The sequence below is a fragment of the Marinomonas maritima genome (assembly GCF_024435075.2).
GTDB classification, from domain to species: domain Bacteria; phylum Pseudomonadota; class Gammaproteobacteria; order Pseudomonadales; family Marinomonadaceae; genus Marinomonas; species Marinomonas maritima.
The window spans coordinates 75,037-96,174 of sequence record NZ_JAMZEG020000002.1 but is presented as its reverse complement, the minus strand read 5'-3'; the positions used below and the strand labels follow the sequence as shown (position 1 = coordinate 96,174).

Annotated in this window: 16 protein-coding genes; 8 read left to right on the top strand and 8 right to left on the bottom strand. The window is 42.9% G+C overall.

Features of this window, described 5'->3' with window-relative positions:
• Positions 1-82: 82 nt before the first annotated feature.
• Both M3I01_RS06540 and M3I01_RS06535 read right to left on the bottom strand, forming a co-directional pair.
• Complete coding sequence (locus M3I01_RS06540) at positions 83-766, bottom strand: SPOR domain-containing protein (protein ID WP_255894942.1); 684 nt, start codon at positions 764-766, stop codon at positions 83-85.
• Between the two features lie 69 nt (positions 767-835).
• Positions 836-1,270: a YqaA family protein gene (locus M3I01_RS06535; protein ID WP_255894938.1), complete on the bottom strand. Its 435-nt coding sequence runs from the start codon at positions 1,268-1,270 to the stop codon at positions 836-838.
• Between the two features lie 261 nt (positions 1,271-1,531).
• Here M3I01_RS06535 and M3I01_RS06530 point away from each other — a divergent pair, with 261 nt between their 5' ends.
• The 4 genes from M3I01_RS06530 (at position 1,532) to glgX (ending at position 10,971) form a co-directional block, all read left to right on the top strand.
• Positions 1,532-3,148 (top strand): methyl-accepting chemotaxis protein, encoded by a 1,617-nt coding sequence (locus M3I01_RS06530; protein WP_255894937.1) that lies wholly within the window; start codon positions 1,532-1,534, stop codon positions 3,146-3,148.
• Positions 3,149-3,475: 327 nt separating this feature from the next.
• Positions 3,476-6,601, top strand: coding sequence for a glycoside hydrolase family 15 protein (locus M3I01_RS06525; RefSeq protein ID WP_255894934.1), 3,126 nt, complete (start codon positions 3,476-3,478; stop codon positions 6,599-6,601).
• 27 nt (positions 6,602-6,628) lie between these two features.
• Complete coding sequence (gene glgB / locus M3I01_RS06520; RefSeq protein WP_255894933.1) at positions 6,629-8,824, top strand: 1,4-alpha-glucan branching protein GlgB; 2,196 nt, start codon at positions 6,629-6,631, stop codon at positions 8,822-8,824.
• A gap of 89 nt (positions 8,825-8,913) precedes the next feature.
• Positions 8,914-10,971 (top strand): glycogen debranching protein GlgX, encoded by a 2,058-nt coding sequence (glgX, locus tag M3I01_RS06515; protein ID WP_255894931.1) that lies wholly within the window; start codon positions 8,914-8,916, stop codon positions 10,969-10,971.
• A gap of 21 nt (positions 10,972-10,992) precedes the next feature.
• Here the strand turns inward: glgX and M3I01_RS06510 are convergent, their stop codons facing one another.
• Both M3I01_RS06510 and M3I01_RS06505 read right to left on the bottom strand, forming a co-directional pair.
• Positions 10,993-11,199, bottom strand: coding sequence for a hypothetical protein (locus M3I01_RS06510; protein ID WP_255896141.1), 207 nt, complete (start codon positions 11,197-11,199; stop codon positions 10,993-10,995).
• Positions 11,200-11,307: 108 nt separating this feature from the next.
• The gene (locus tag M3I01_RS06505) at positions 11,308-12,876 is read right to left on the bottom strand and encodes a methyl-accepting chemotaxis protein (protein WP_255894926.1); all 1,569 of its coding nucleotides are present in this window, start codon (positions 12,874-12,876) and stop codon (positions 11,308-11,310) included.
• 325 nt (positions 12,877-13,201) lie between these two features.
• Here M3I01_RS06505 and M3I01_RS06500 point away from each other — a divergent pair, with 325 nt between their 5' ends.
• From M3I01_RS06500 to M3I01_RS06490, 3 genes are all read left to right on the top strand, one after another.
• Positions 13,202-13,852 (top strand): 2OG-Fe dioxygenase family protein, encoded by a 651-nt coding sequence (locus M3I01_RS06500; RefSeq protein ID WP_255894923.1) that lies wholly within the window; start codon positions 13,202-13,204, stop codon positions 13,850-13,852.
• Positions 13,853-14,142: 290 nt separating this feature from the next.
• A complete protein-coding gene (locus M3I01_RS06495; RefSeq protein WP_255894922.1) occupies positions 14,143-15,408 on the top strand; it encodes a response regulator in 1,266 nt (421 codons plus the stop codon).
• Between the two features lie 266 nt (positions 15,409-15,674).
• Positions 15,675-17,645 (top strand): RecQ family ATP-dependent DNA helicase, encoded by a 1,971-nt coding sequence (locus tag M3I01_RS06490; RefSeq protein ID WP_275564984.1) that lies wholly within the window; start codon positions 15,675-15,677, stop codon positions 17,643-17,645.
• Here M3I01_RS06490 and M3I01_RS06485 read toward each other — a convergent pair.
• From M3I01_RS06485 to M3I01_RS06470, 4 genes are all read right to left on the bottom strand, one after another.
• The gene (locus tag M3I01_RS06485) at positions 17,620-18,027 is read right to left on the bottom strand and encodes a VOC family protein (protein ID WP_112137644.1); all 408 of its coding nucleotides are present in this window, start codon (positions 18,025-18,027) and stop codon (positions 17,620-17,622) included. The genes M3I01_RS06490 and M3I01_RS06485 overlap by 26 nt on opposite strands.
• A 68-nt stretch (positions 18,028-18,095) precedes the next feature.
• Positions 18,096-18,431, bottom strand: coding sequence for a GIY-YIG nuclease family protein (locus M3I01_RS06480; RefSeq protein ID WP_275564983.1), 336 nt, complete (start codon positions 18,429-18,431; stop codon positions 18,096-18,098).
• A gap of 45 nt (positions 18,432-18,476) precedes the next feature.
• The gene (locus M3I01_RS06475; protein ID WP_255894920.1) at positions 18,477-19,085 is read right to left on the bottom strand and encodes a LysE family translocator; all 609 of its coding nucleotides are present in this window, start codon (positions 19,083-19,085) and stop codon (positions 18,477-18,479) included.
• Positions 19,082-19,288 carry a DUF1127 domain-containing protein gene (locus M3I01_RS06470; RefSeq protein WP_255894919.1) on the bottom strand — a complete coding sequence of 69 codons (207 nt, stop codon included), beginning with the start codon at positions 19,286-19,288 and terminating at the stop codon, positions 19,082-19,084. The genes M3I01_RS06475 and M3I01_RS06470 overlap by 4 nt, the downstream gene beginning before the upstream one ends.
• A gap of 243 nt (positions 19,289-19,531) precedes the next feature.
• Between M3I01_RS06470 and M3I01_RS06465 the strand changes: the two genes are divergently transcribed.
• Positions 19,532-20,977 (top strand): aminotransferase-like domain-containing protein, encoded by a 1,446-nt coding sequence (locus M3I01_RS06465; protein WP_275564982.1) that lies wholly within the window; start codon positions 19,532-19,534, stop codon positions 20,975-20,977.
• Positions 20,978-21,138: the final 161 nt, after the last annotated feature.

Here is a 21,138-nt window from a genome sequence, read left to right as displayed (position 1 = left end):
TCGCGACAACGTATATTAGATCTAAAAAAGGCGTGCTCTGTATTTGATACAGGGCACGCCTTTTTATTATCAATAAAACAATCTAGTAAGCGGCGAACGTTTCACCATTATATTGAGTCACTAAACAATCCTTGCCCTTTTCTTTCAGCATTTTGCAGAAATGAGCACTAAACGATTTTTCCACAAATGGACCGACTTTTAATTGATACATAGTGCGGCCTTTGACTTCTTTTTCATTGACCAACGGAATGAGACCATCAAAAGACGTTGGATAATCTTTTAATAATACTTTCCAGCCACGAACGGCTTCATCACGGTTTCCATAGGACGCAACTTGAACGCCATACTCTTGCTCTTGATTGACCAATGGCGCTGCCACAACAGGCGCGGCATTCATCATCTTAGCCTGTTTTTTGGGTGTTTCTGCCATTGCCATCGTCTTACCTGGATCGTCTAACGGCGCTGCCGTCACCGCAGGTGCCACGTTCATCGCAGCCATACTTTCGTCTGCCATTATGTTGTCATTACTGGACATGGAATCCGCTGGCATTGCAGGATTATCGCCTTGCTTTAACGCTGCAAGTTCTGCTTCCAGAGCATCAATCCTATCCAGCTTCGGCTGTATGGACTGCCATTGCTCATCATGAGCGCGAACTTTATCTTGTAAATCACCATAGGCCATAAAGGTATTTTTATCGCCCGTAGAGGAACAAGCACCTAATGATAATCCCGCTATAACAACAATCAGTTTTTTGGACATTCCCATTACTCTATTCTCCATGTACATGATTAAGACAGTCACCTTACTATCTAATACTTTTTTACTAAGTACTCTTTAAGAAGTCGATAGTAAGTGTTGCCCCCACAAAATTAAGGCATAACGAGCCGCTTTGCCAATCAAAACTAACGGTACAAAATACCAAATAGGCGTACGAAACACACCCGATACTAAAGCAATCCCATCACCAACAACAGGAAGCCAAGTAAATAATAAACTCCAGATGCCGTAACGGTTAAACAAGCGTTCGGCTTTTTGTCGAGTCTCAGCGTTGATGGGAAACCATTTTTTGTGTTCATATCGAACCAAATACAATCCCAGTAACCAGTTGGTTAAGCCACCTAATGTATTCCCTACACTGGCCCAAAACCATAAAAAAATCACTGCCAGCGTCGCGTCATTGGCATAATAAAGTAATATCGCCTCTGACCCAAAAGGCAAAATAGTTGCCGACAAAAATGAAACAAAAAAAATGAATAAATAATCCAACACGACGTCTCTACATCTACTTTTATGGAAGCGATAAAGCACTTAAGTGCAAAAACAATGATCTAGCTCAATACCCCACTACTAGGCAATATGTATAAAAACACTTAATCTAGAAAAATGACCAAGTGTAAAAATAATTAAGTCGTCAATATGATATTTCCTTCAATTCAGTAAATTATTAAAACACTTAGTTGAATAATATAGTGAGCTCAAGTTTTATTTACTAGTGCCAACATAAACAGATCTAAACAAAACGGAGACGACATGCTGGATCGCATCAACGATATTAAAATTCGTTACAAGTTATGGGCCATTATTGGGCTTATGTCCATGGGAACAACCGCTCTAATTTTAGTCTCCCTTACGTCCTTATTTAATAGTCATGTTGATGCTCGAAATGACCGAACACAAGATATTTTAGACATCGTAAACTCCACGCTATCCCCCATTTATAAAAAACAGCAATCAGGTGAGTTGACCGCCGATCAGGCAAAAAATCAGGCCATTACGCTTTTATCTGCATTCAAGTATGGCAATCAACAAAGCCTTTGGATCATCAATAAAAACAATCTTACTTTAATCAATGCCCCAATAACCTATAAAAGCAGCAACACTCCCGCTTCTCTTACTGAGGCACTCAAAACACCACAAACATCATCAGCAGAAAAGAATTATCAGGCAATAACATTTGAGTATCAGGGTAACGATGGCACAGCACACCGGATGCTCGCCAGCGCATATAGCTTTACGCCTTGGAATATAACCATCATTGCCACCGCATCCATGGACGCGGTCATGAGCTTTTTCTTAAACGCACTAATCGATTACGCTATTTTAGTAAGCGTATTAACCCTCTTAGTGGGAGGAACGGCACTCTATATTATTCATTTGGTCACCAGCCGCGTGACGTCACTGTGCAAAACGATGACATCGGTGCAACACTCCGGTGACCTCACACAACGCGTCGAGTTTACTGGCCAAGATGAAATGGGCGAAATGTCGCGCGCCTTTAATAGCATGATGAACGACTTTCAATCCATCGTGCGTAATGTCGGCCACTCCAGTGAGACTTTAGATAATATAGTCGGTCAGACCAATAAATCGACCCAAAAAACAGCACAAGGTGTGAGTAAACAATTATCCAATACGGGAAAAGCCACTGATCTGATGCAAAGTGTGATGACCTCCGTTGAAGACACGCTCGCCATTGCCGAGCAAGCAAACCATACGACACAAGAACTTGACCAACATTCCAAACAGGGTCTTGGTGTAATGAACAAAGCCAACCAAGACATACAACAACTGTCTATTGAAGTTGGGGACGCGGCAGTACAAATTCAAAAATTACGCGAAGCGGTCACACACATTAACGAGCGACTAGGCATCATTGCGGAAGTGGCAGATCAGACCAACTTACTCGCGCTCAATGCCGCCATTGAAGCCGCTCGAGCGGGTGAACAAGGCAGAGGATTCGCCGTTGTGGCGGACGAAGTTCGTCATCTTGCCCAACGTTCGCAATTGGCGGCAACTGAAATTGGCGGATTAATCGATCAATTAACACAACAAACACTGACCACAGTAAACGTCATGGAGTCGGCACGGAACACAGCCAATCAAGGTGCGGAGCAGACTTCTCAAGCGGGTCAGGCATTTACTGAGATTGCCAATGGCGTGCTGTCCATTTCTAAACTAAACAGCAATATTAGCCAAGCGGCTGAGCGTCAATATGAGTCTTCAAAAACGGTTCACCAAACATTGGAAAGCATTGCCAGTGTTTGTGAAGATACCAACCATAATTCTACTGATATTCAAACGTCCGTGAACAATTTACAAAAATGCGCCAGTCAATTACGCCAATTGGTGCATCAGTTTAGTACCTAATCAAAAAGGGATAGCGCTCTCGAAAAACACAACCTCTTACCGTATTTCTACTTATGCTACTTTCATTAAATCTACAAAATTCATATTAAGTGCACCTTAATCGTCTACTTATGCTCTTATCCTGTGCATAAAAGGGCATTTTTTAGAAAATAACGTCCTTTCCAAAAATTAAGTGAAAAAGAAACAATTTTACTACTTTAACTTCTTGGTGAGTGCCATAAAGTTTGGGTATAGTAGTTTTAAGTTCAATTCACCTCTATCGACTAAATTTGGTCTAAGACCGACAACTCGGTCCTACAAGCCGTTACGTTTTCTAAAGGATCAAACATGGCATCTGATACACAAGATAAGCTAGATTCTCTTTATCAACATATCCAAGCGGTTATTTTATCCCGCCAGCACCCAGTGACAGGGCTTTTCCCTGCCAGCACCAGCATCAATAATCATGGTAATTACACCGATGCTTGGGTTCGAGACAATGTCTACAGTATCCAAGCCGTATGGGCATTACATTTGGCCTATAAACGTGCCTCAAATCCTCAAAAGCGCGCTAATGAACTTGAGTTTACCTGTATCAAAATGATGCGTGGGCTACTATTTGCCATGATGCGACAATCCCACAAAGTCGAATCCTTCAAACACAGCTTGGACCCAAAAGACGCGCTGCATGCAAAATACGATACTAAAACAGGCTTAGAAGCCGTCGCGGATGACGCATGGGGACATTTGCAAATCGATGCCACCAGCTTTTATCTGTTGATGCTGGCGCAAATGACCAAAGCAGGCAGCAAACTCATATTTTCTCGTGATGAATTCAATTTTATCCAAAACCTGATTTATTACATTTCTCGTACTTATCGCACACCAGATTACGGTATTTGGGAGCGAGGCAATAAAGTTAACAATGGTAAAGCCGAAATAAACGCCAGTTCCGTTGGCATGGCAAAAGCCGCGATGGAAGGCATGGACGGCTTAAACCTATTTGGCGAAGATGGTCCAGAATGGGCTGTCGTTCACTCCTTTGCTGATGCTGTTGCCCGCGCAGGCTCGGTACTACAATCCTTGTTACCCAAAGAGTCTCGTTCTAAAGAAGTCGACAGTGCTGTTCTGAGTATCATTGGCTTTCCGGCGTTTGCCGTAAATGATGAAAAGTTAACTCGCCGCACACGCAAAGAAATCATCAGTAAGTTAGGTGGTGAATATGGTTGTAAGCGCTTTTTATTGGACGGTCACCAATCTGAGCTTGAAGACCAAAGCCGAATTTATTATGAATACGATGAGCTCATTAACTTCGAGCACATCGAGTCCGAATGGCCACTTTTCTTCACCTACCTTTATATTGATCGTTTGTTTGCCAGAGACTGGGAAAGTGCCAACTACTATCGCCATAAATTAGAATCGTTAATGGTTGAGAAAGACGGTCAGATGCTCTTGCCGGAATTATATTATGTGCCACAAGAAAATATTTTAGCCGAGAAAGAAAACCCAGGATCACAGAAGCGTGTGCCCAATGACAATCTGCCATTGGTCTGGGCGCAAAGCCTGTACTTGGTTGGCAAGATGCTCGATGAAGAACTCATAAAAACCGACGACCTTGACCCCCTCGGTTTGCATCGCATTCAACACAGACCAAACAAAGTCACCACGTCCATGGTTATTTTGGCGCAAAGCGATAAGGTAAAACAAAAGTTACTGGACGCGGGTTGTTTATGCCAAACCCTTGAAGACATCGCGCCGCTAAAAGCCATTAGTGCGGGTCAACTGGTGGAGACTTACCGCCACCTTGGTGCCTCTGAAACATTAGGTCTAACAGGTCGCCCTAATCGCGCATTAAACAGCTTGGCGACGTCTCAGGCATTCAGTATCAATGAGGAAAGTTTTTTGTGTTTGTCTTGGATTCAGAACGAGGACAAAGATTACCGAAAAATTGACCCAGCACTCTTTCAAGCCCACATACGTAATGAATTAAAAACCATCGCCGATCATTGGTATTATCAGGCCAATGCGGTTTTCAGCATACTCATCGATGAAGCCATGAGTGACATGAAAGGCAGCGATGAATTATTTGAATTTATTCGATTATTACAAAAGCGTGAGCATGAAGAGTTTCTCGTTATTCCTCAGTCTGCAAAAAATGCCTTCAAGTCAGGTAATCGTCGCGCCATTATTATCAATACGCTCGACCATAATCAGCTCGAAGTCACCCTTCCGGTTCATGATGCTCCTTGGCCTTTATCTGCAGAACCAAAAGCTTACGACGCTACCGCCATAAAAAGTCTCGATACTGATAATTTACTGGCTCGACTCAACGAGCAGCCAGACCTAAATGAAGCGATTGATTGTTTAATGGAGCTGGGGACACGTCGAGCACTCATGAACACAATTCCAAACTCTATGCCGGCGATTACCGCTTACAAAGTGTTAAACAGCGTCTATTATCAAGCGCTATTGTTGGAAAATTGGCATTGTGCAAGACAGCTGTACTCTTTGATATTGAAGCCCTCGACTGATCTTGCGACCTACATTGCCGACATAACAGTTCGCCAACGCTTGCTCGTCATTGGCGAAACGCCAGAGACAGAAGTCGATATAAGCACGCCATTAGATCAAGACGTCATCTTAGAAATGCTAAGGAGCGTGTCTTCATCACCTATTGGGCTGGTGATTTGTCATGAGCTCATTGCCATTGTCGGCACATTCATAAAAGTTCACCCAGAGTTTTTCTCAGGGGTGCGTACGATTAGAATTCATAACCTTGCTTTACTCTGCGCTCGACAATTTAATCCTGATGAAAACGCCCCCGTATTTGACACATTATCCAAAGTATCACCAAGCGAGCTTTACGAAGCACTCAAACAAGTGTTACAACAAAAGCACGATGAATTTGCTCACGTGGCAAATAATATGCGCTATCACCACAGCACGGATGCTCAAAGCAAAATGAAAGATGTAGACTGGTTTGATTGGCGTGCCGAGCAAGGCATGATAACAAAACTGCCTGAGTCCATGTTATTGCAGCTCTGGGAAAGTTTAAGTCATGCAAATACCATCGTGTTCGGTGATGTACAAAGTAACACCGCACTCGATTGTAAACGCGCACTCAGTTCAATGACGCCTGGTGAAGACACTTTTGCGCTCTTAATCGAGCTATTAACGTCAGACATTCACCCTAGCTGGTATAAAAGCCTTATTTTCGAAGGCTTGTACGCCTTTATTCAGTTTTGCCAACAACATAAAACTTGCAAATTTGATCAAGAAATCAATTTGCCGGTCTTAGTTTCTCAGGCCGCGTTAGATCACGCTAAGCAGAGCCAAGTAGAACACCCAGAAGACAGCAGAGCTGAGGCTGCACTAGACGAATTTGCACAAATAACACCAAATAAAGTCAACCAATATTTGCGTTGGGCGGTGAGTAAACTCCACAGTCGCCAGCACCAACACTCATCGAGTTAACACGCTCACTCTATGCTGGAGAAGTGAATGGATTTAATAAAAAATGCCTTAATTAACGATGTAATGAACACACATTGTTCAGACCCGTTTGGTTGTTTAGGGCTGCAGGAATCTTCGTCTAAAATAGGTTTTTCGCTCATCGTTTGGCAACCGGAAGCAACATCAATTCGTGTATTGGCAATAGAGACAGATACGGTGTTGGCTCAAATGCACCAAGCTGATAACAAAGGCTTATTTTTTGCTGAATGGCCAAAGGAAAAAATACGTTTTCACTATCGTCTTGAGATTACTTACCAAGACAACAGCACTCATACGATAGTCGACCCATACCAATTTCCTAACACAACCTTTATAGACCCTGACCACCATCAGGCAAGCTTATACAAAAGCCAAGGAGCAATCCGCGCAAGTGCCGAAATAAATAAGCAACTAACGATTCAAGGCACACGCTTTGCTGTTTATGCCCCTGCGGCACGCTCTATTTCCGTTGTGGGTGATTTCAACAGCTGGGATGGTCGAACTCACCCTATGTCGAGTAACGGAGATGGCATTTGGCGATTATTTATTCCTGATATCAATCATGGTGCTCGGTACAAGTTTGAAATTCGTTCTAAAAGTGGTGAAATCCTCCCACATCGCAGTGACCCCTATGCTCAGCGTATTGAACAATACCCTTCTTTTTCGAGCGTAACCTGCTTTGATAATAAGCATCAATGGCAAGATGATGCTTGGGTCAACCGCCCTATTGAAGACCTCTATGAAAAGCCTATGAGTGTGTACGAATTGCACCTAGGATCATGGCGTCGCAAGGAAGATAACCAACCACTCACGTACCTTGAAATCAAAGATCAGCTCGTGCCCTACATTCAAGAAATGGGCTACACACACGTCGAACTATTGCCGATAACCGAATACCCATTCGATGGCTCATGGGGTTATCAGCCGGTTGGTTTGTACGCAGTAACGTCACGATTTGGTACACCTGAAGACTTTAAAATGCTGGTCGATGCACTGCATCAAGCTAACATTGGCGTCATTATGGATTGGGTTCCTGCCCACTTTCCTGCGGACAGTCACGGCTTGGCCAATTTTGATGGCTCAAAACAATACGAGTATCCAGACCCTAAAAAAGGCTGGCACCCTGAATGGAATTCGCTGATTTATGACTTCGGTAAAGAGCACGTTGTTAATTATCTTATTAGTAACGCGGTTTATTGGCTGGAAGAATTTCATATCGACGGCTTACGTGTCGATGCTGTTGCCTCTATGTTGTATTTGGATTATTCACGAGAAGACGGTGAATGGATTCCCAACAAAGACGGTGGCAATCATAACTACGAAGCCATTGATTTCTTACGCCGGCTAAATGAAACCGTCTATTTAAACCACCCTCGCTGCTTTACCGTGGCAGAAGAATCCACCGCATTTCCAGGCGTATCTAAACCCACTTACATGAATGGGCTAGGTTTTGGCTTTAAATGGAACATGGGCTGGATGAATGACTCTTTGGACTACATTAAAAAAGACCCAATCTACCGACAACATCACCAAGGCGAATTAAGCTTTAGCATGGTTTATGCTTTTGATGAGCAGTTTGTTTTGCCGATTTCTCACGATGAAGTTGTCCACGGAAAAGGATCAATGATCACTAAAATGCCAGGAGATCCTTGGCAGAAATTCGCTAACTTACGCGCATTTTCAGCCTATATGTACTTCCATCCCGGTAAAAAACTCAATTTCATGGGTAATGAGTTCGCACAAGGCCGAGAATGGAGCCATGAACGCTCTTTGGACTGGCATTTGTTGGAAACTGATTTTCACCAAGCGCAGCAAGTATTATCAAAAGATCTAAACCATCTTTATCAAAATGAAGCGAGCTTGCACTTTGATCATTCCCAACAAGGCTTTGAATGGATCAGTTACGACGATAATGCGAACAGCATTTTGGCTTTTGCCCGAAAAGCCAAAAGCAGCGACGCACACTCAATCGCCGTCATTAACTTCACGCCCACACCACACAGTCATTATCGCATTGGCGTGCCGAAAGCGGGATGTTATCAAATCATCATAAATACCGATGACAGTCTATACACCGGCAGCGGCTATGTTCAAGATCAGAAGTACAACACGCATGCGGTTAGTAGCCACGGTCGAGAGCACAGCATAGAACTACAAATTCCACCGCTGGCCGGTGTTTTATTAAAATGGCTAGGCGAGTCTTAAACTCACTCGCTTCCTTGGATTACTGTCGCTTTAAATTACCGTCACCTTAAATGACAGCCACTTTAGACATCAACAACGCAGAGGTCTGCATGAATTCACCAGCGTTCCAAGTTACTACTGGCTCCACTTTTCCTCTTGGTGCCACGGTGACCAATAACGGAGTCAACTTCGCTGTTATTTCTGAAGACGCTAGCCAACTCTATTTGTGCTTATTTGATAACGATGGCAATGAACAGGAACCTCTGCCTTTCATCGATAAGCACAAAGGAATCTGGCACATGGAAGTCCTCGGTCTTAAAGAAGGCCAGCACTATGGCTTACGAGCCAAAGGAGAGTTTAAGCCAGAACAACAATTCGTCTTTAACGAACTAAAATTACTGATTGACCCATATGCTAAAGACCTAAGCGAAAAGCTGGTTTGGCATGAAGATCAAGCGGCTATAACAAAAGAAGGTCAACCGCACTCGGTAGATTCGGCTTACTGTGTGCCTAAATCCATTGTTCGTACTGTCCAAGCCAATGCTAATCGTCCTGCAAGAGTGAAAGTGGCGGCCACAAGTCGTGCCTTATATGAATTGCATGTAAAAGGCTTCAGCCAAAATTTGGCCATTGAAAACGAATTAAAAGGCACCTATCTAGGGGTGGTTTCTGGTGCAGGCATTGATCACCTAAAAAGCCTTAACATCACCACCATCCAGCTTATGCCTTGCTTTAGCTTCATGACAGAGCGTCATTTACAGCAATTAACGCTCAACAATTATTGGGGCTACAACCCCGTTAGTTTCTTTGCGCCAGAGCCTTCTTACGCGAAAAAAGACGCGGTAATTGAGTTTCAACTAATGGTAGATGGCTTGCGAGAAGCGGGCTTTGAAGTCATTTTAGACGTGGTCTACAACCACACAGCTGAAAGCGAGTTAGACCAATCCAGCGTGTGTTTTCGCGGTTTAGACAACGCGCGTTACTACCGTCATCAAGATGGACAATATTTGAATTACACTGGCTGCGGTAACTGTATTGATACATACCAACCCGCTAGCGTGCGCCTTATCTGTGACAGTATGCGCTACTGGGTAGATGTCATGGGAGTGGATGGTTTTCGCTTTGACTTAGGTGTGGATTTGGGTCGAACCGATCACGAATTCACGCCCAAAGCACCGTTATTACAAGCCATTCTTCAAGACCCCGTATTAACCCAAACGTGCCTAGTGATGGAACCTTGGGATATTGGGCCAAACGGCTATCAAGTTGGGCAATTCCCAAAAGGGTTTCTCGAATGCAACGACAAATACCGTGACACCATTCGTCGCTTTTGGCGAGGAGATGTTGGCCTTGTGCCTGAATTTTCGACATGCATTATGGGATCAAGAGATCTTTTCCATAAAGGCCATAAAAGCGCCTTAAATTCTGTCAATTACATTACCTATCATGATGGCTACACAATGAAGGATTTGGTGTCCTATCACCAACGACATAACCTAGCCAACATGGAAGAAAATCGAGATGGTCATGGTGATAATATCAGCCAAAACTTTGGCGTAGAAGGTGAAACAGACGACACAAAAATTCAACAACAACGCCTAAATCAACAACTTTGTTTTATGGCAACCTTGTTATTAAGCCAAGGTACACCGCATATTTTAGGGGGTGATGAGCTGTCTCATACCCAAAAAGGCAATAATAATGCCTACTGCCAAGACAATGATATTACGTGGCAAAATTGGCAGGAAAGCGAAGCCAGATCAGCACTGAATCATGCTATTTCTACCTTAATGGCGTTGCGCAAAGCGTACCCTATTTTGGCAGAAATACACCTAGACGATGATCCCCTTTATCAACATGCGCCTTCAGACCATATCGAATGGTTAAATGAGCAAAGCAAAACAATGACGACGGACGATTGGGCGGATAACAGTCGTCACTACATTGCCTTGGCGCTCGCACCAACGGATCGCTCTACACGTTTCTGGCTCGTGTTCTACAGCAGCGACACACCTCTAAGTGTGCCTTTTCCAATGGAAAGCGCCACTATGGACGCGCTTTATCAAACACCGGGGCTATCCATAACAGACAATTCGCTGCACTGTGCCTATCGTGGGGTCTTTATTGGTAAAATGCAATCCTGCCTCAATGAATCAACATGCAGGTGAATAAATGATTTAACGATGTCATTACGACATCGTTAAATCATTTTGACTAAACTGTAAATCGGCCAAGCGTTTATACAACGCACAGCTTTCAAGCAATTCAGAATGTGTGCCTTGGGCAATAATCTCACCTTGATCCAATACCATAATCCGATCTGCATTCAAAACCGTCGCCAATCGATGTGCAATAACCAAGCTGGTGCCATTTTCGACATTTAACGGCTTATTCATAGACCAAACCCACCACAACGTTTTATTGGCCATTACTATAACGCATACGCGCTATAGTAATGGGGGAAAACTTAACAGCTGTGTATTATTGCCGATACTCTACTTAGCTCATTCTTTAGATTTAAATCCCATCCGGAAACCGCCCCAATGCTGGCCGTTAACATAAATAGGCACTGAAAGATCATGAAGGATTTCACCCGTATCACGCTTATAGGTTTGCAGTAAAAATGTATCAGTATGCGCGCCGCAACGAATGCCAGTTGGATCATTGAAAATTCGCTTGGTGCGATTGTTTATTAAGTCTTTTTCGTAATCGCCGCTTATCGGCTGACTGAATTTTTTATTGTGCGTGGGAAAGTAGCCATTCACGTCAACGGCACCCGCAAACATCACTTCTGCATGCTTGTCTAATACCGCTTCTTGAATCGCGGGAAAAGTGCGATCACTAAACGCATCGTACATTGTGCTGTATTTTTGTGGGTTGGTTTGTTTAATCGGTTGATAGTCCCTAGAAAAAACCGCGTGTTGAGTCAACTCACCTTTGCTTATTGCTTCTTCAAACACATTACCAATCTCTTGCGCTGAAATTTTAGCGTCATTAAGTAATTCCGAGAAAAACAATGAAGAGTCTACTTTATTTAATTCTCTAAAGACCACCTCAGCGCCATTGCTCAAGCCAGCAGCTTCTTGTGACAATCGATCACTGCGCTGAGAAATTTCCCGTAAAGAGTCACTGATTCGAGAGATAGAGCCACCAATTTGCGTACTGGTTGCCCCCAACTCTTCCCCTGTACTTTCTACTTCAGACAACACAGCCGACGCATTTTGCACTTCTTCTGTTAAAGAGATAAAGCGCTGAGTTTCCCCTAACAGGGTAATAGAAAGGGATTCTGTTAAGTCTTTTAAAGAGGACATTTCATGGTTGGTTAATTGACTGTTATGGCGAACATCTGTGAGTAAACGTGAAATTTGTTCAGACGCATCAGCACTCTTGCCCGCCAAGGCTCGCACCTCATCTGCAACAACGGCAAAACCTCGACCTTGCTCCCCAGCTCGCGCCGCTTCTATTGCAGCGTTTAACGCCAGCAAGTTTGTCTGTTCGGACACAGCTTTAATGACCAACGTTATACTGTCTATGTCATCCGCACTTTTTGTCAACAAAGCCAGTTGCTCACTGGCTGTTTGCACTTTGGTTGTGAGCTCACTAATTTTTTCAGCACTTTGAGACAATGCACTTTGCGCCGTGCGACTTGATTCTGCGGTATCACTCATCGTGTGGGCTAATTGCCCCAAGTTTGTTGAAAGCGTGAGCCCTGAAGCAGACAGTATTTCTACCGCTTGCTGAATTTGCTCACTGTCATCGCGGGTTAAACGTATGTCTTTACTTAACGTATCAACAAAGTAAGAAACTTCCGCCGCGCCCATCGCCATTTTAGACGTTGCGTGTGTCACGGCTTTACTCACTTCAGAAAATGAATTAGACAATGACGGATTGTCGTCAGTATTAGTTTCTAAAGCCCTCTGAGCGATTACTTTTCGCATCACTTTTGGTAACACCAAAAAAGCACACAAAAGAAAGCCAACAACAGTATAAGGCAATGGTATCGAGTCTTGCGTATAGCCCAATGTAAAAAGAACAAAAAGCCCTAAAACTCCAAAAATTTGGAAATAAAACATTACCATACCCTTTTTATAATTATTTTTTTCTAGTGTTTAACGATGCCAATAGAAGGTCAATGTAAAACCGAATAACTACGACTAAAGTCGTACTATGTATAACAACCACAATCATAAATGTTTTAATGGGGGTAATAAGAGCGCAATGCTCACAATACGCTACCCACCAAATATAAAAATATCAGAATAAATTCATATTCAGACTATAAAAAGCAAAGCTTTTCAGTGAAATTCCGATTAGACTAAAAAACGTGCTCACAAAGCACGATAAAAAAAATAACACCATCGCGCATAACCTGCCGATGATCTCATTGAGGATTTCACTATGATCACTAACAAAACTGAAACAGAATCTTTTTACCTTGAGCTGGGTCAACTTACTTCAGACAACGTAAATCATCTTACTCCTTCTTTTGATCATTTACCGCCAAGCCCTTATGCTGACGGGGAGTTTCGTTTGCGTCGCTACTCTCGCTTTAGCCTTGAACAAGGAGCACTACACCGTCTTCCTTCACAAGCCTTCGTTCAAGATGAGAGCATCAATCATTTCCAAGGTAATGTTGTCCGTAGTTACGAAGAAATTGACGACAATATTGTTAAGAATGCGGCTTTTGTGGAATTGTTTGAACATTTTCAAAAAATGGCAAGTGTGGCTGACAACACCCCGATAGAAGTTCATCAACTGCGTATATTTGCAGACCATAAAAGCGTGGAAGTCGCGCCAGAAGGTGTTCATCAAGACGGTTTTGATCGTATCGGCATTTATGTCATGCAGCGCCATAACATCCAAGGTGGCAACATTAACGTTCATCTAGACAAAAAAAGCCCTGCTCTCATTAGTCATGACTTTGATAAAGGCGAATTTGTTGTCTTAAACGATCGTAGATTCTTCCATAGCGCCCAGCCTATTAAACCTGTTGATGGTGATAAAGGCTATATGGATATTTTTGTTCTTACCGCGAATTTAGTACATTAAGACACATCCCCAAGGTAAACCGTGATAATACATTTTTGTATTATTTAAAAAGTGGTCACCTCCAAACACCCTCTTTCTAAAAGGAGGGTTGTTTACTATATTTTATTCTGCCACATTAAAAAAACTCAACCACAACCTCTCTATCTCCCTGATATTTAAATAAATATTATTTATTCAATGTTTAAAGCTATGCTTTAAAGAATAATTTTTTTTAGTGTTTTATTTTTTCTCATGCTATAAACGAGAGAACATTAGATTTTTTTAAAGATAAGTAACGTCAGGATGTACTTTTGACAGATGTAATCACTTTAGGCGTTGACAATAAAAACAATACTCACCAAGAGTTCATAGATATTTCAAAAAAACGTGTTTTAATCATCGAAGATATCGGTGAAATGCGCCTTATGCTGAAGTCCTTAATGACGTCTCTAGGGTATTCTAATATCGACGTAGAGCCTTCAGGGCAATCCGCGATAAAGCGCATTTTAGAAAAGCATTATGATGTTGTCTTATCTGATTATAATCTTGGTGGCAGTATCGATGGTCAGCAAATTCTAGAAGCGTCACGTAAAAATCACTCCCAAGACCACTCCACTATTTTTATTATGATTACCGCTGACACAGCCTATGAAAGTGTCGTAAGCGTATTAGAATATCAACCTGACAGTTATCTGGTTAAACCTTTCCCCCCTGCTGCCTTTTTTCGCCGATTTGAACGAGTACAAAAACAAAAGAAAATCTTTGAAAGTATTAACAGCGCACGAAAAGAACATGATTTTGAGAAGATGGAAGCACAAGCAAAAGCCATCATGGCACAACACCCTAACCTTGCTAGCCAGTGCTTAAAAATTATCGGTGAATCACTTTATGCTCGTGGCCGCTATAAAGACGCGAAAAGTCACTACATGCTTACTATTCAAAAAAATAAAAACTTAGCCTGGGCGCACTTTGGTATTGCATTATGCGAACTAAAATTGGGCACAATAGTCGCAGCCGTGAAAAAGCTAGAACATACCATTAATTTAAGTCGCCATTTTTTGTCCGCTTATGACTTACTCGCGGACGCTCAAGAAAGCCTTGACAACCTAGAGGCTGCTCAAGTAGCAATGATCAGTGTACTGGAAGTATCGCCACGTTCTTTCGAACGCGCTCTTAGGCTTGCTCAGATCAGTATGACATTAGAAGATTGGACGACGGCTGAAAACGGCTACTCCCGACTCATTCGATTAACTCGCGATACCAGCCATGAACACGTTGAATACTATTACGACTATCTAAAATGCTTAACTCACATGATGTCCATCGGCTCTGACAACGTAAAACTTGCGGATAAATTTAAACGCTCTCTTATCCGTTTACGTAACTTTGGTAAAGCAAACCCATCCGCCATTTCCAATTCTTTTAGAATTGAAATACAACAATACCTCGCTCGTGATCATCTTGGTGAAGCCATAAAGTCATGGAAGCAATGGAATAGGCTGATCAAATCTGGTCAAGCGTCTCCTCTGAGCAACGCGCAAGAACACACACTTAAAAAACGCCTAGGCTTGCTATAATCTTCTGACACCGTTATGGTCTTGCGTTGATTTTCAAGCTAGCGCCTGCGCTATAAATACAGGCTATTTTCACTCTTCATTACATCCGAGCCATACACCATGCCGGCTATTTTTCCATTTTCGAATCTCATTCCTAATAACATATTAGGTGCCGTTGAATCCACAGGCCTATGGAGCGATCCTGCTTTTATAAACGCTTCATCTTGATTTGGTAATAAGAATTGTTGGATAAGCCACCTAAACGAACGAAAAAACGATGAACTAGAATGGAGCTTTCTTTCTCGATGATCCCCATGGAAAACGCACTGCACTCCCTATTCGGCTTTAAAACGTTTCGCGAAGGTCAAAAACAAACCATAGAACAGCTTTTGGCGGGGCATTCTGCGCTTGCTGTTTTTCCGACGGGGTCTGGTAAGTCTTTATGTTATCAATTCACCGCCACACAACTACCAAATTTAACACTGGTAATTTCGCCACTCATCGCGTTAATGCACGACCAATTAGACTTTCTGCAATCTAAAGGTATTGCTGCGGCAAGTTTGGACTCAAGTCAGAGCAAAGAAGAAAGCCAAGCGGTGATGACTGGCGTTCAAAATGGTGACATTAAAATACTGATGATTTCGGTAGAACGTTTTAAAAACGAACGTTTTCGACGTTTTATCAAACGTATTCCCATTTCGATGTTGGTCGTGGACGAAGCCCATTGTATTTCTGAATGGGGTCATAATTTTAGACCTGACTATTTAAAACTGCCTTCTTATCAACAAGAACTCGCAATTCCACTGGTCTTGCTGTTAACGGCGACGGCGACTCGGCGTGTTCAGCGAGACATGGCGAAAAAGTTTGCGATTCATCCTGAACATATAGTGCAAACAGGGTTTTATCGTTCTAATTTAGATATTGATCTGATTCCAACCCAAGCTCATGAAAAGCTCGGTAAGTTGCAAAACATACTCAACGACACCCAAGGCGCCAGTATTGTTTACGTAACCCAGCAAAAAACAGCCGAAGACGTCGCCAACGCCCTACGAGCGGATGGTTATTCCGTAGCTGCATATCATGCTGGATTAGGCAACGAGATTCGCAGTCGCATTCAAGCCGACTTTATGACGAGTAAAACTCGCATTATCGTGGCGACTATTGCATTTGGTATGGGTATAGACAAATCTGATATTCGCTTAGTTGTTCATTTTGATTTACCAAAGTCCATCGAGAATTACAGCCAAGAAATTGGTCGAGCAGGACGAGACAATAAACCCAGCCGATGTGTTTTACTGGCCAGTTTAGAAGGCTTAAGTACCTTAGAAAATTTTGTTTATGGCGACACACCTGAAGTACATGACATAGACAGTTTGCTGCGCTGCATTGCAGAACAAACAGTCGATCAAGAATGGGAAACTCAGCTTTACGGCTTATCAAACCAAACCAATATTCGCACTTTGCCATTAAAAACCTTACTGGTTCAGCTAGAATTATTGGATGCGATCACACCAAAATACAGTTACTACGCCGATGTTCGGCTTAAATGGGAAGGCGATAGGATTGCCTTTGCGCAGCGAATCCCAGACGAATGGCAAAATGCGTATCAAGCGGTTTTAAAAGGCATTCAGTATAAGAAAATTTGGGGAACACCCGATTTCAACAAACTGTTCAACGAGTCGGGATTATCGCGCGGAGATGTACTGCAGGTGTTAGAGTTCGCCGCAGATCAGAGTGTTCTTACGCTAGAAAGCAAAGGCCTCACGGAAGTCTATCAGGTTAATAACCATGCTTTTCATCATCAAACGCTGGCAAACCAGTTGCATCTCTATGTTGATGAAAAGCAAGTTGCTGAAATCGAACGAATCGCGACCATGATTCGCTTTTTCCAACTAGATAGGTGCTTAAACCACAATTTGGCACGTTATTTTGGTGACCAAAATACACCTGAGCATTGCGGACATTGTTCAGTATGTCGTGGCAACCCGCTTATTTTTACCCAATCAGTCGACGTAAATAGCCAGCATGAATGGCAAGATCAATTAACAGGGTACATAAAAGAGTTTGCTCAACACATGACCAGCAAAAGTCCGAATACACCTATCACAGCGGTATTGATTTCTCGCTTCTTAACCGGTTTAACACAACCTATTTTCACCAAAGTGAAAGCACGTCAACTTAGCGGTTTTGGTGTGTATGAAGAACGAAGCTATTTATCGGTGCTGAAAGCGGTTACTCAGATTCTGAATGATCACTAGAAGGCTTGCTTGTCTCGTCATAAACACTGACTTCAACAAGGTTGTTGTCTGGATCATTAAAATACACGGATTGGATAGGTCCTTGTGCGCCAGATTTGCTCACAGGGCCTTCTAGAATCGTCACTTTACAGGCTTTCAAATGGCCAACGACGTCAGCGATGGTCCAGTTAGTAATAAGGCATAAATCGCCCGAGCCCTCCATTGCGTGGTTTCGAAGTTCCTGCCCAAGTAACTGGAAGTTGATTTTTTGCTGACCAAATTGCACGGCTCGACGTCCATTAGCAAAGGAAATAGGCTCCATCTTCAAAACGGTTTTGTAAAAAAGCACCGCTCTGTCTATGTCTGCCACCGTCAATACAATGTGATCGAAATGACTAATCATTGCCCCTTGCCTCCTGCAAGCCATTCATAATAAGCACTATGCTACGAATGATTGTTCAGAAAGACAAGTTAAGAAACACACTCTTCACGTAAAGAATGCAAAACAAGCTCTCCTTCGATAAGGCTCAATTTTTGACGTTTATTCAATTTCTTCACTCGATACTCTAAAACCAAAGCCTCACTTTTGGTGCCAACCGCTTCATGCCACACCAACTCCAATGGGCCTTTGCCTTTTAGGTATCGAGCCGCTCGCTTACTGGCGCCTGAATGCTCCTTGAAACGTCGATCAACATCCGTACTAATACCAGTATAGAGTGTGTTCATACGCGTCTTTATCATATAAAGGCTCCACTCATTATCACTGATAACACTTTTGTCTTCTTGCACGTTTGGGTTTGTTGTCACATTAATGTTCCTTATGTAGAGGTGCTAAACGTCCTATTTCAATGGTTAATTACCAATGATGAGCAACAGCGTTGATGCCGTGGCAATGCCCATACAATAATTAAAAATTCTCTGCCGCTTTTGATCTGTTAGCCACTGTCGAACTCTCACACCAGCCCATGCCCAAATAGAAATAGCCGGAAAGCCCATCGCAGCAAACAAAACAATCATCCAGAAGCCAGATTGTGCGTACAAGTCACCCGCAATAGCAAACGAGCTCACACAGCCAATCGCCATCATCCAAGCTTTAGGGTTTACATATTGAAATAACAACGCTTGCCACCATGCCATCGGTGAAGAAGGTGCTTTTTTGGTTTCTAGATTTCCCACTGGCGCACTACCAATTTTCCACGCGAGCCACAGTAAATAACTACAACCCACCCATTTGAGTAAATCATACAATGGCGGATACACGCTAAACAGCGTTCCCAAGCCGAGCAAGACAGACAGCAACAAGGTCGCGACGCCCAACACAATACCCAGCATATGCGGTAACGTTCGACGAAAGCCAAACTGCGCACCGGACGCCAATAGCATGATGTTATTAGGTCCAGGCGTAACAGATGTCACAAAAGCAAACATAGCAAGTGCGATAAAAAAAGAGAGATCCATCATAACATCCGCCCTCTTTTTTTAACCTTAACCATCATATCGCATAGAACACCTTTAAAGGATGCTTGTGATAATTCAGCTTGTTGGCGCTCCTTCGTCATACCAATATCCATCAATTGTTGCGCCGTTAAAGAAGCTAACCCTTTGCGGGTCTGATAACGCTTCACGCAATCTTGAAAATGAACAAATAAGCTAACGATTAGCATAACCTTCTCCTTGGAAACCGCACTATTTAGGCTTTAAAAAGTGCTGTGTGTATGAGTAACCACTATAGAATAAGCTGTAAACACAATACAGATTCAGAAAACCTCTTTACTAAACACACAGAACAGCGTTTTTTCCATCTGTATGGTGTAATAAAATCAAATCTGTATGGTCACTCATAGGTCAAGAAAGCCCTACAATCAATACAGATCTCAGCTCAAGACACCTACTCCAAAGGAAATACCATGACACTTTACCAAAATCTCGCCAACCGTTTACGAGAACACATACAACATGGCTTTTTTAAACCGGGCGACAAGCTGCCTTCTGTTCGACAGCTAGCTCAAGAACATGGCGTCAGCATTTCTACTGTGCAAGAAGCCTATCGACAGCTTGAACAAGATTTCCTTGTCGAAGCTAGACCCAAATCGGGCTATTTTGTCTGCTTTAGAAAAAAAGATAACTTGCCCAGTATTTCAAGACCACCACAACGCCCTTTGGAAGTCTCACAGTGGGAAGAAGTCCTCAATATGCTCATGATCCGTAGTAACAACAAGGGCGTACAGTTACAACACGCCATGCCGGATATGGCCGCACCGACACTGAAACCTTTACTCAAAACCCTAGCCGACCTTTCTAAGCAAAAGCCAGAGTTAGGGTTGGGCTATGCCGATATTCGAGGTATCGAAGAATTGCGCACACAACTTTGTCGTCTCACGGTTGCATCTGGTTGCCAACTTCACCCCGATGATTTAGTCATAACATCAGGTTGCCAAGAAGCGCTGTCTGTTTGCTTAAGAGCGGTCACCGAGCCCGGGGATATTATCGCCATAGAATCCCCCAGTTTTTATGGTTCCATGCAAGCGATCAAAGCCTCCAATCTAAAAGCAATGGAAATCCCTACACACCCAGAAACGGGCATCAGTTTAGAAGCACTAGAACTTGCATTAGATCAATGGCCGATCAAAGCCATTTTCGTCACCCCTACGTGTAATAATCCTATGGGTTACACCATGCCTGAAGACAAAAAAGAGCAACTGTATCGACTAGCACAAAGCTATGATATTGCCATTATAGAGGACGACATTTATGGTGATATTTCCTATCAATTCCCTAGACCAAAAACCATAAAATCCTTTGATACTGATGGGCGCGTACTTTTATGCTCGTCTTTTTCGAAGACCATCGCGCCCGGCATGCGCGTTGGCTGGATTGCACCGGGTCGTTACCGAGATAAAGTCACCCACATAAAATACGTAAGCAGCTCTATGTGCCCTGTTCTACCTCAGCTCGCCATTGCAAAATTTATTCGCTTAGGCGGCTACACAAAACACATACGCCAAATGAGACAGCGCTACGAACAGCAAAGAGACCACTTGCTCAATGCGATAAAAACCTATTTACCCAACGACACAAAGGTCAGTTACCCCGATGGCAGCTTTATTTTATGGGTGGAACTTAACCCCAGTATTGACAGTATGGCGCTAGTGGAACGCTGTCGTGAAGAAGGAGTTGGCTTTGCCCCTGGCCCATTATTTTCGGCGACAGGAAAATACCGCAACTGCTTTCGCCTTAACTTCAGCGAACAAAATATGGAAAAGCGCGAATGGGCCATTAAAACTCTCGCGAAAATCCTCAAACAATTTACGGACCAAACTAAGCCCGTCATCAGCAATCTGCTGGCGAGTTAATCGAGAAAAGAAGTAATGTAAATAAACGAAAAGAAAGTTAAAAAGGCTAACGAATGACACAATAATCAGGTAAAAATACCGCCTTCAATTGTAAACTTATTTTACAAATGTTTTTGAAGGACCGAAGACGGTCTTTACATATACCTCATTAGGATTTAATG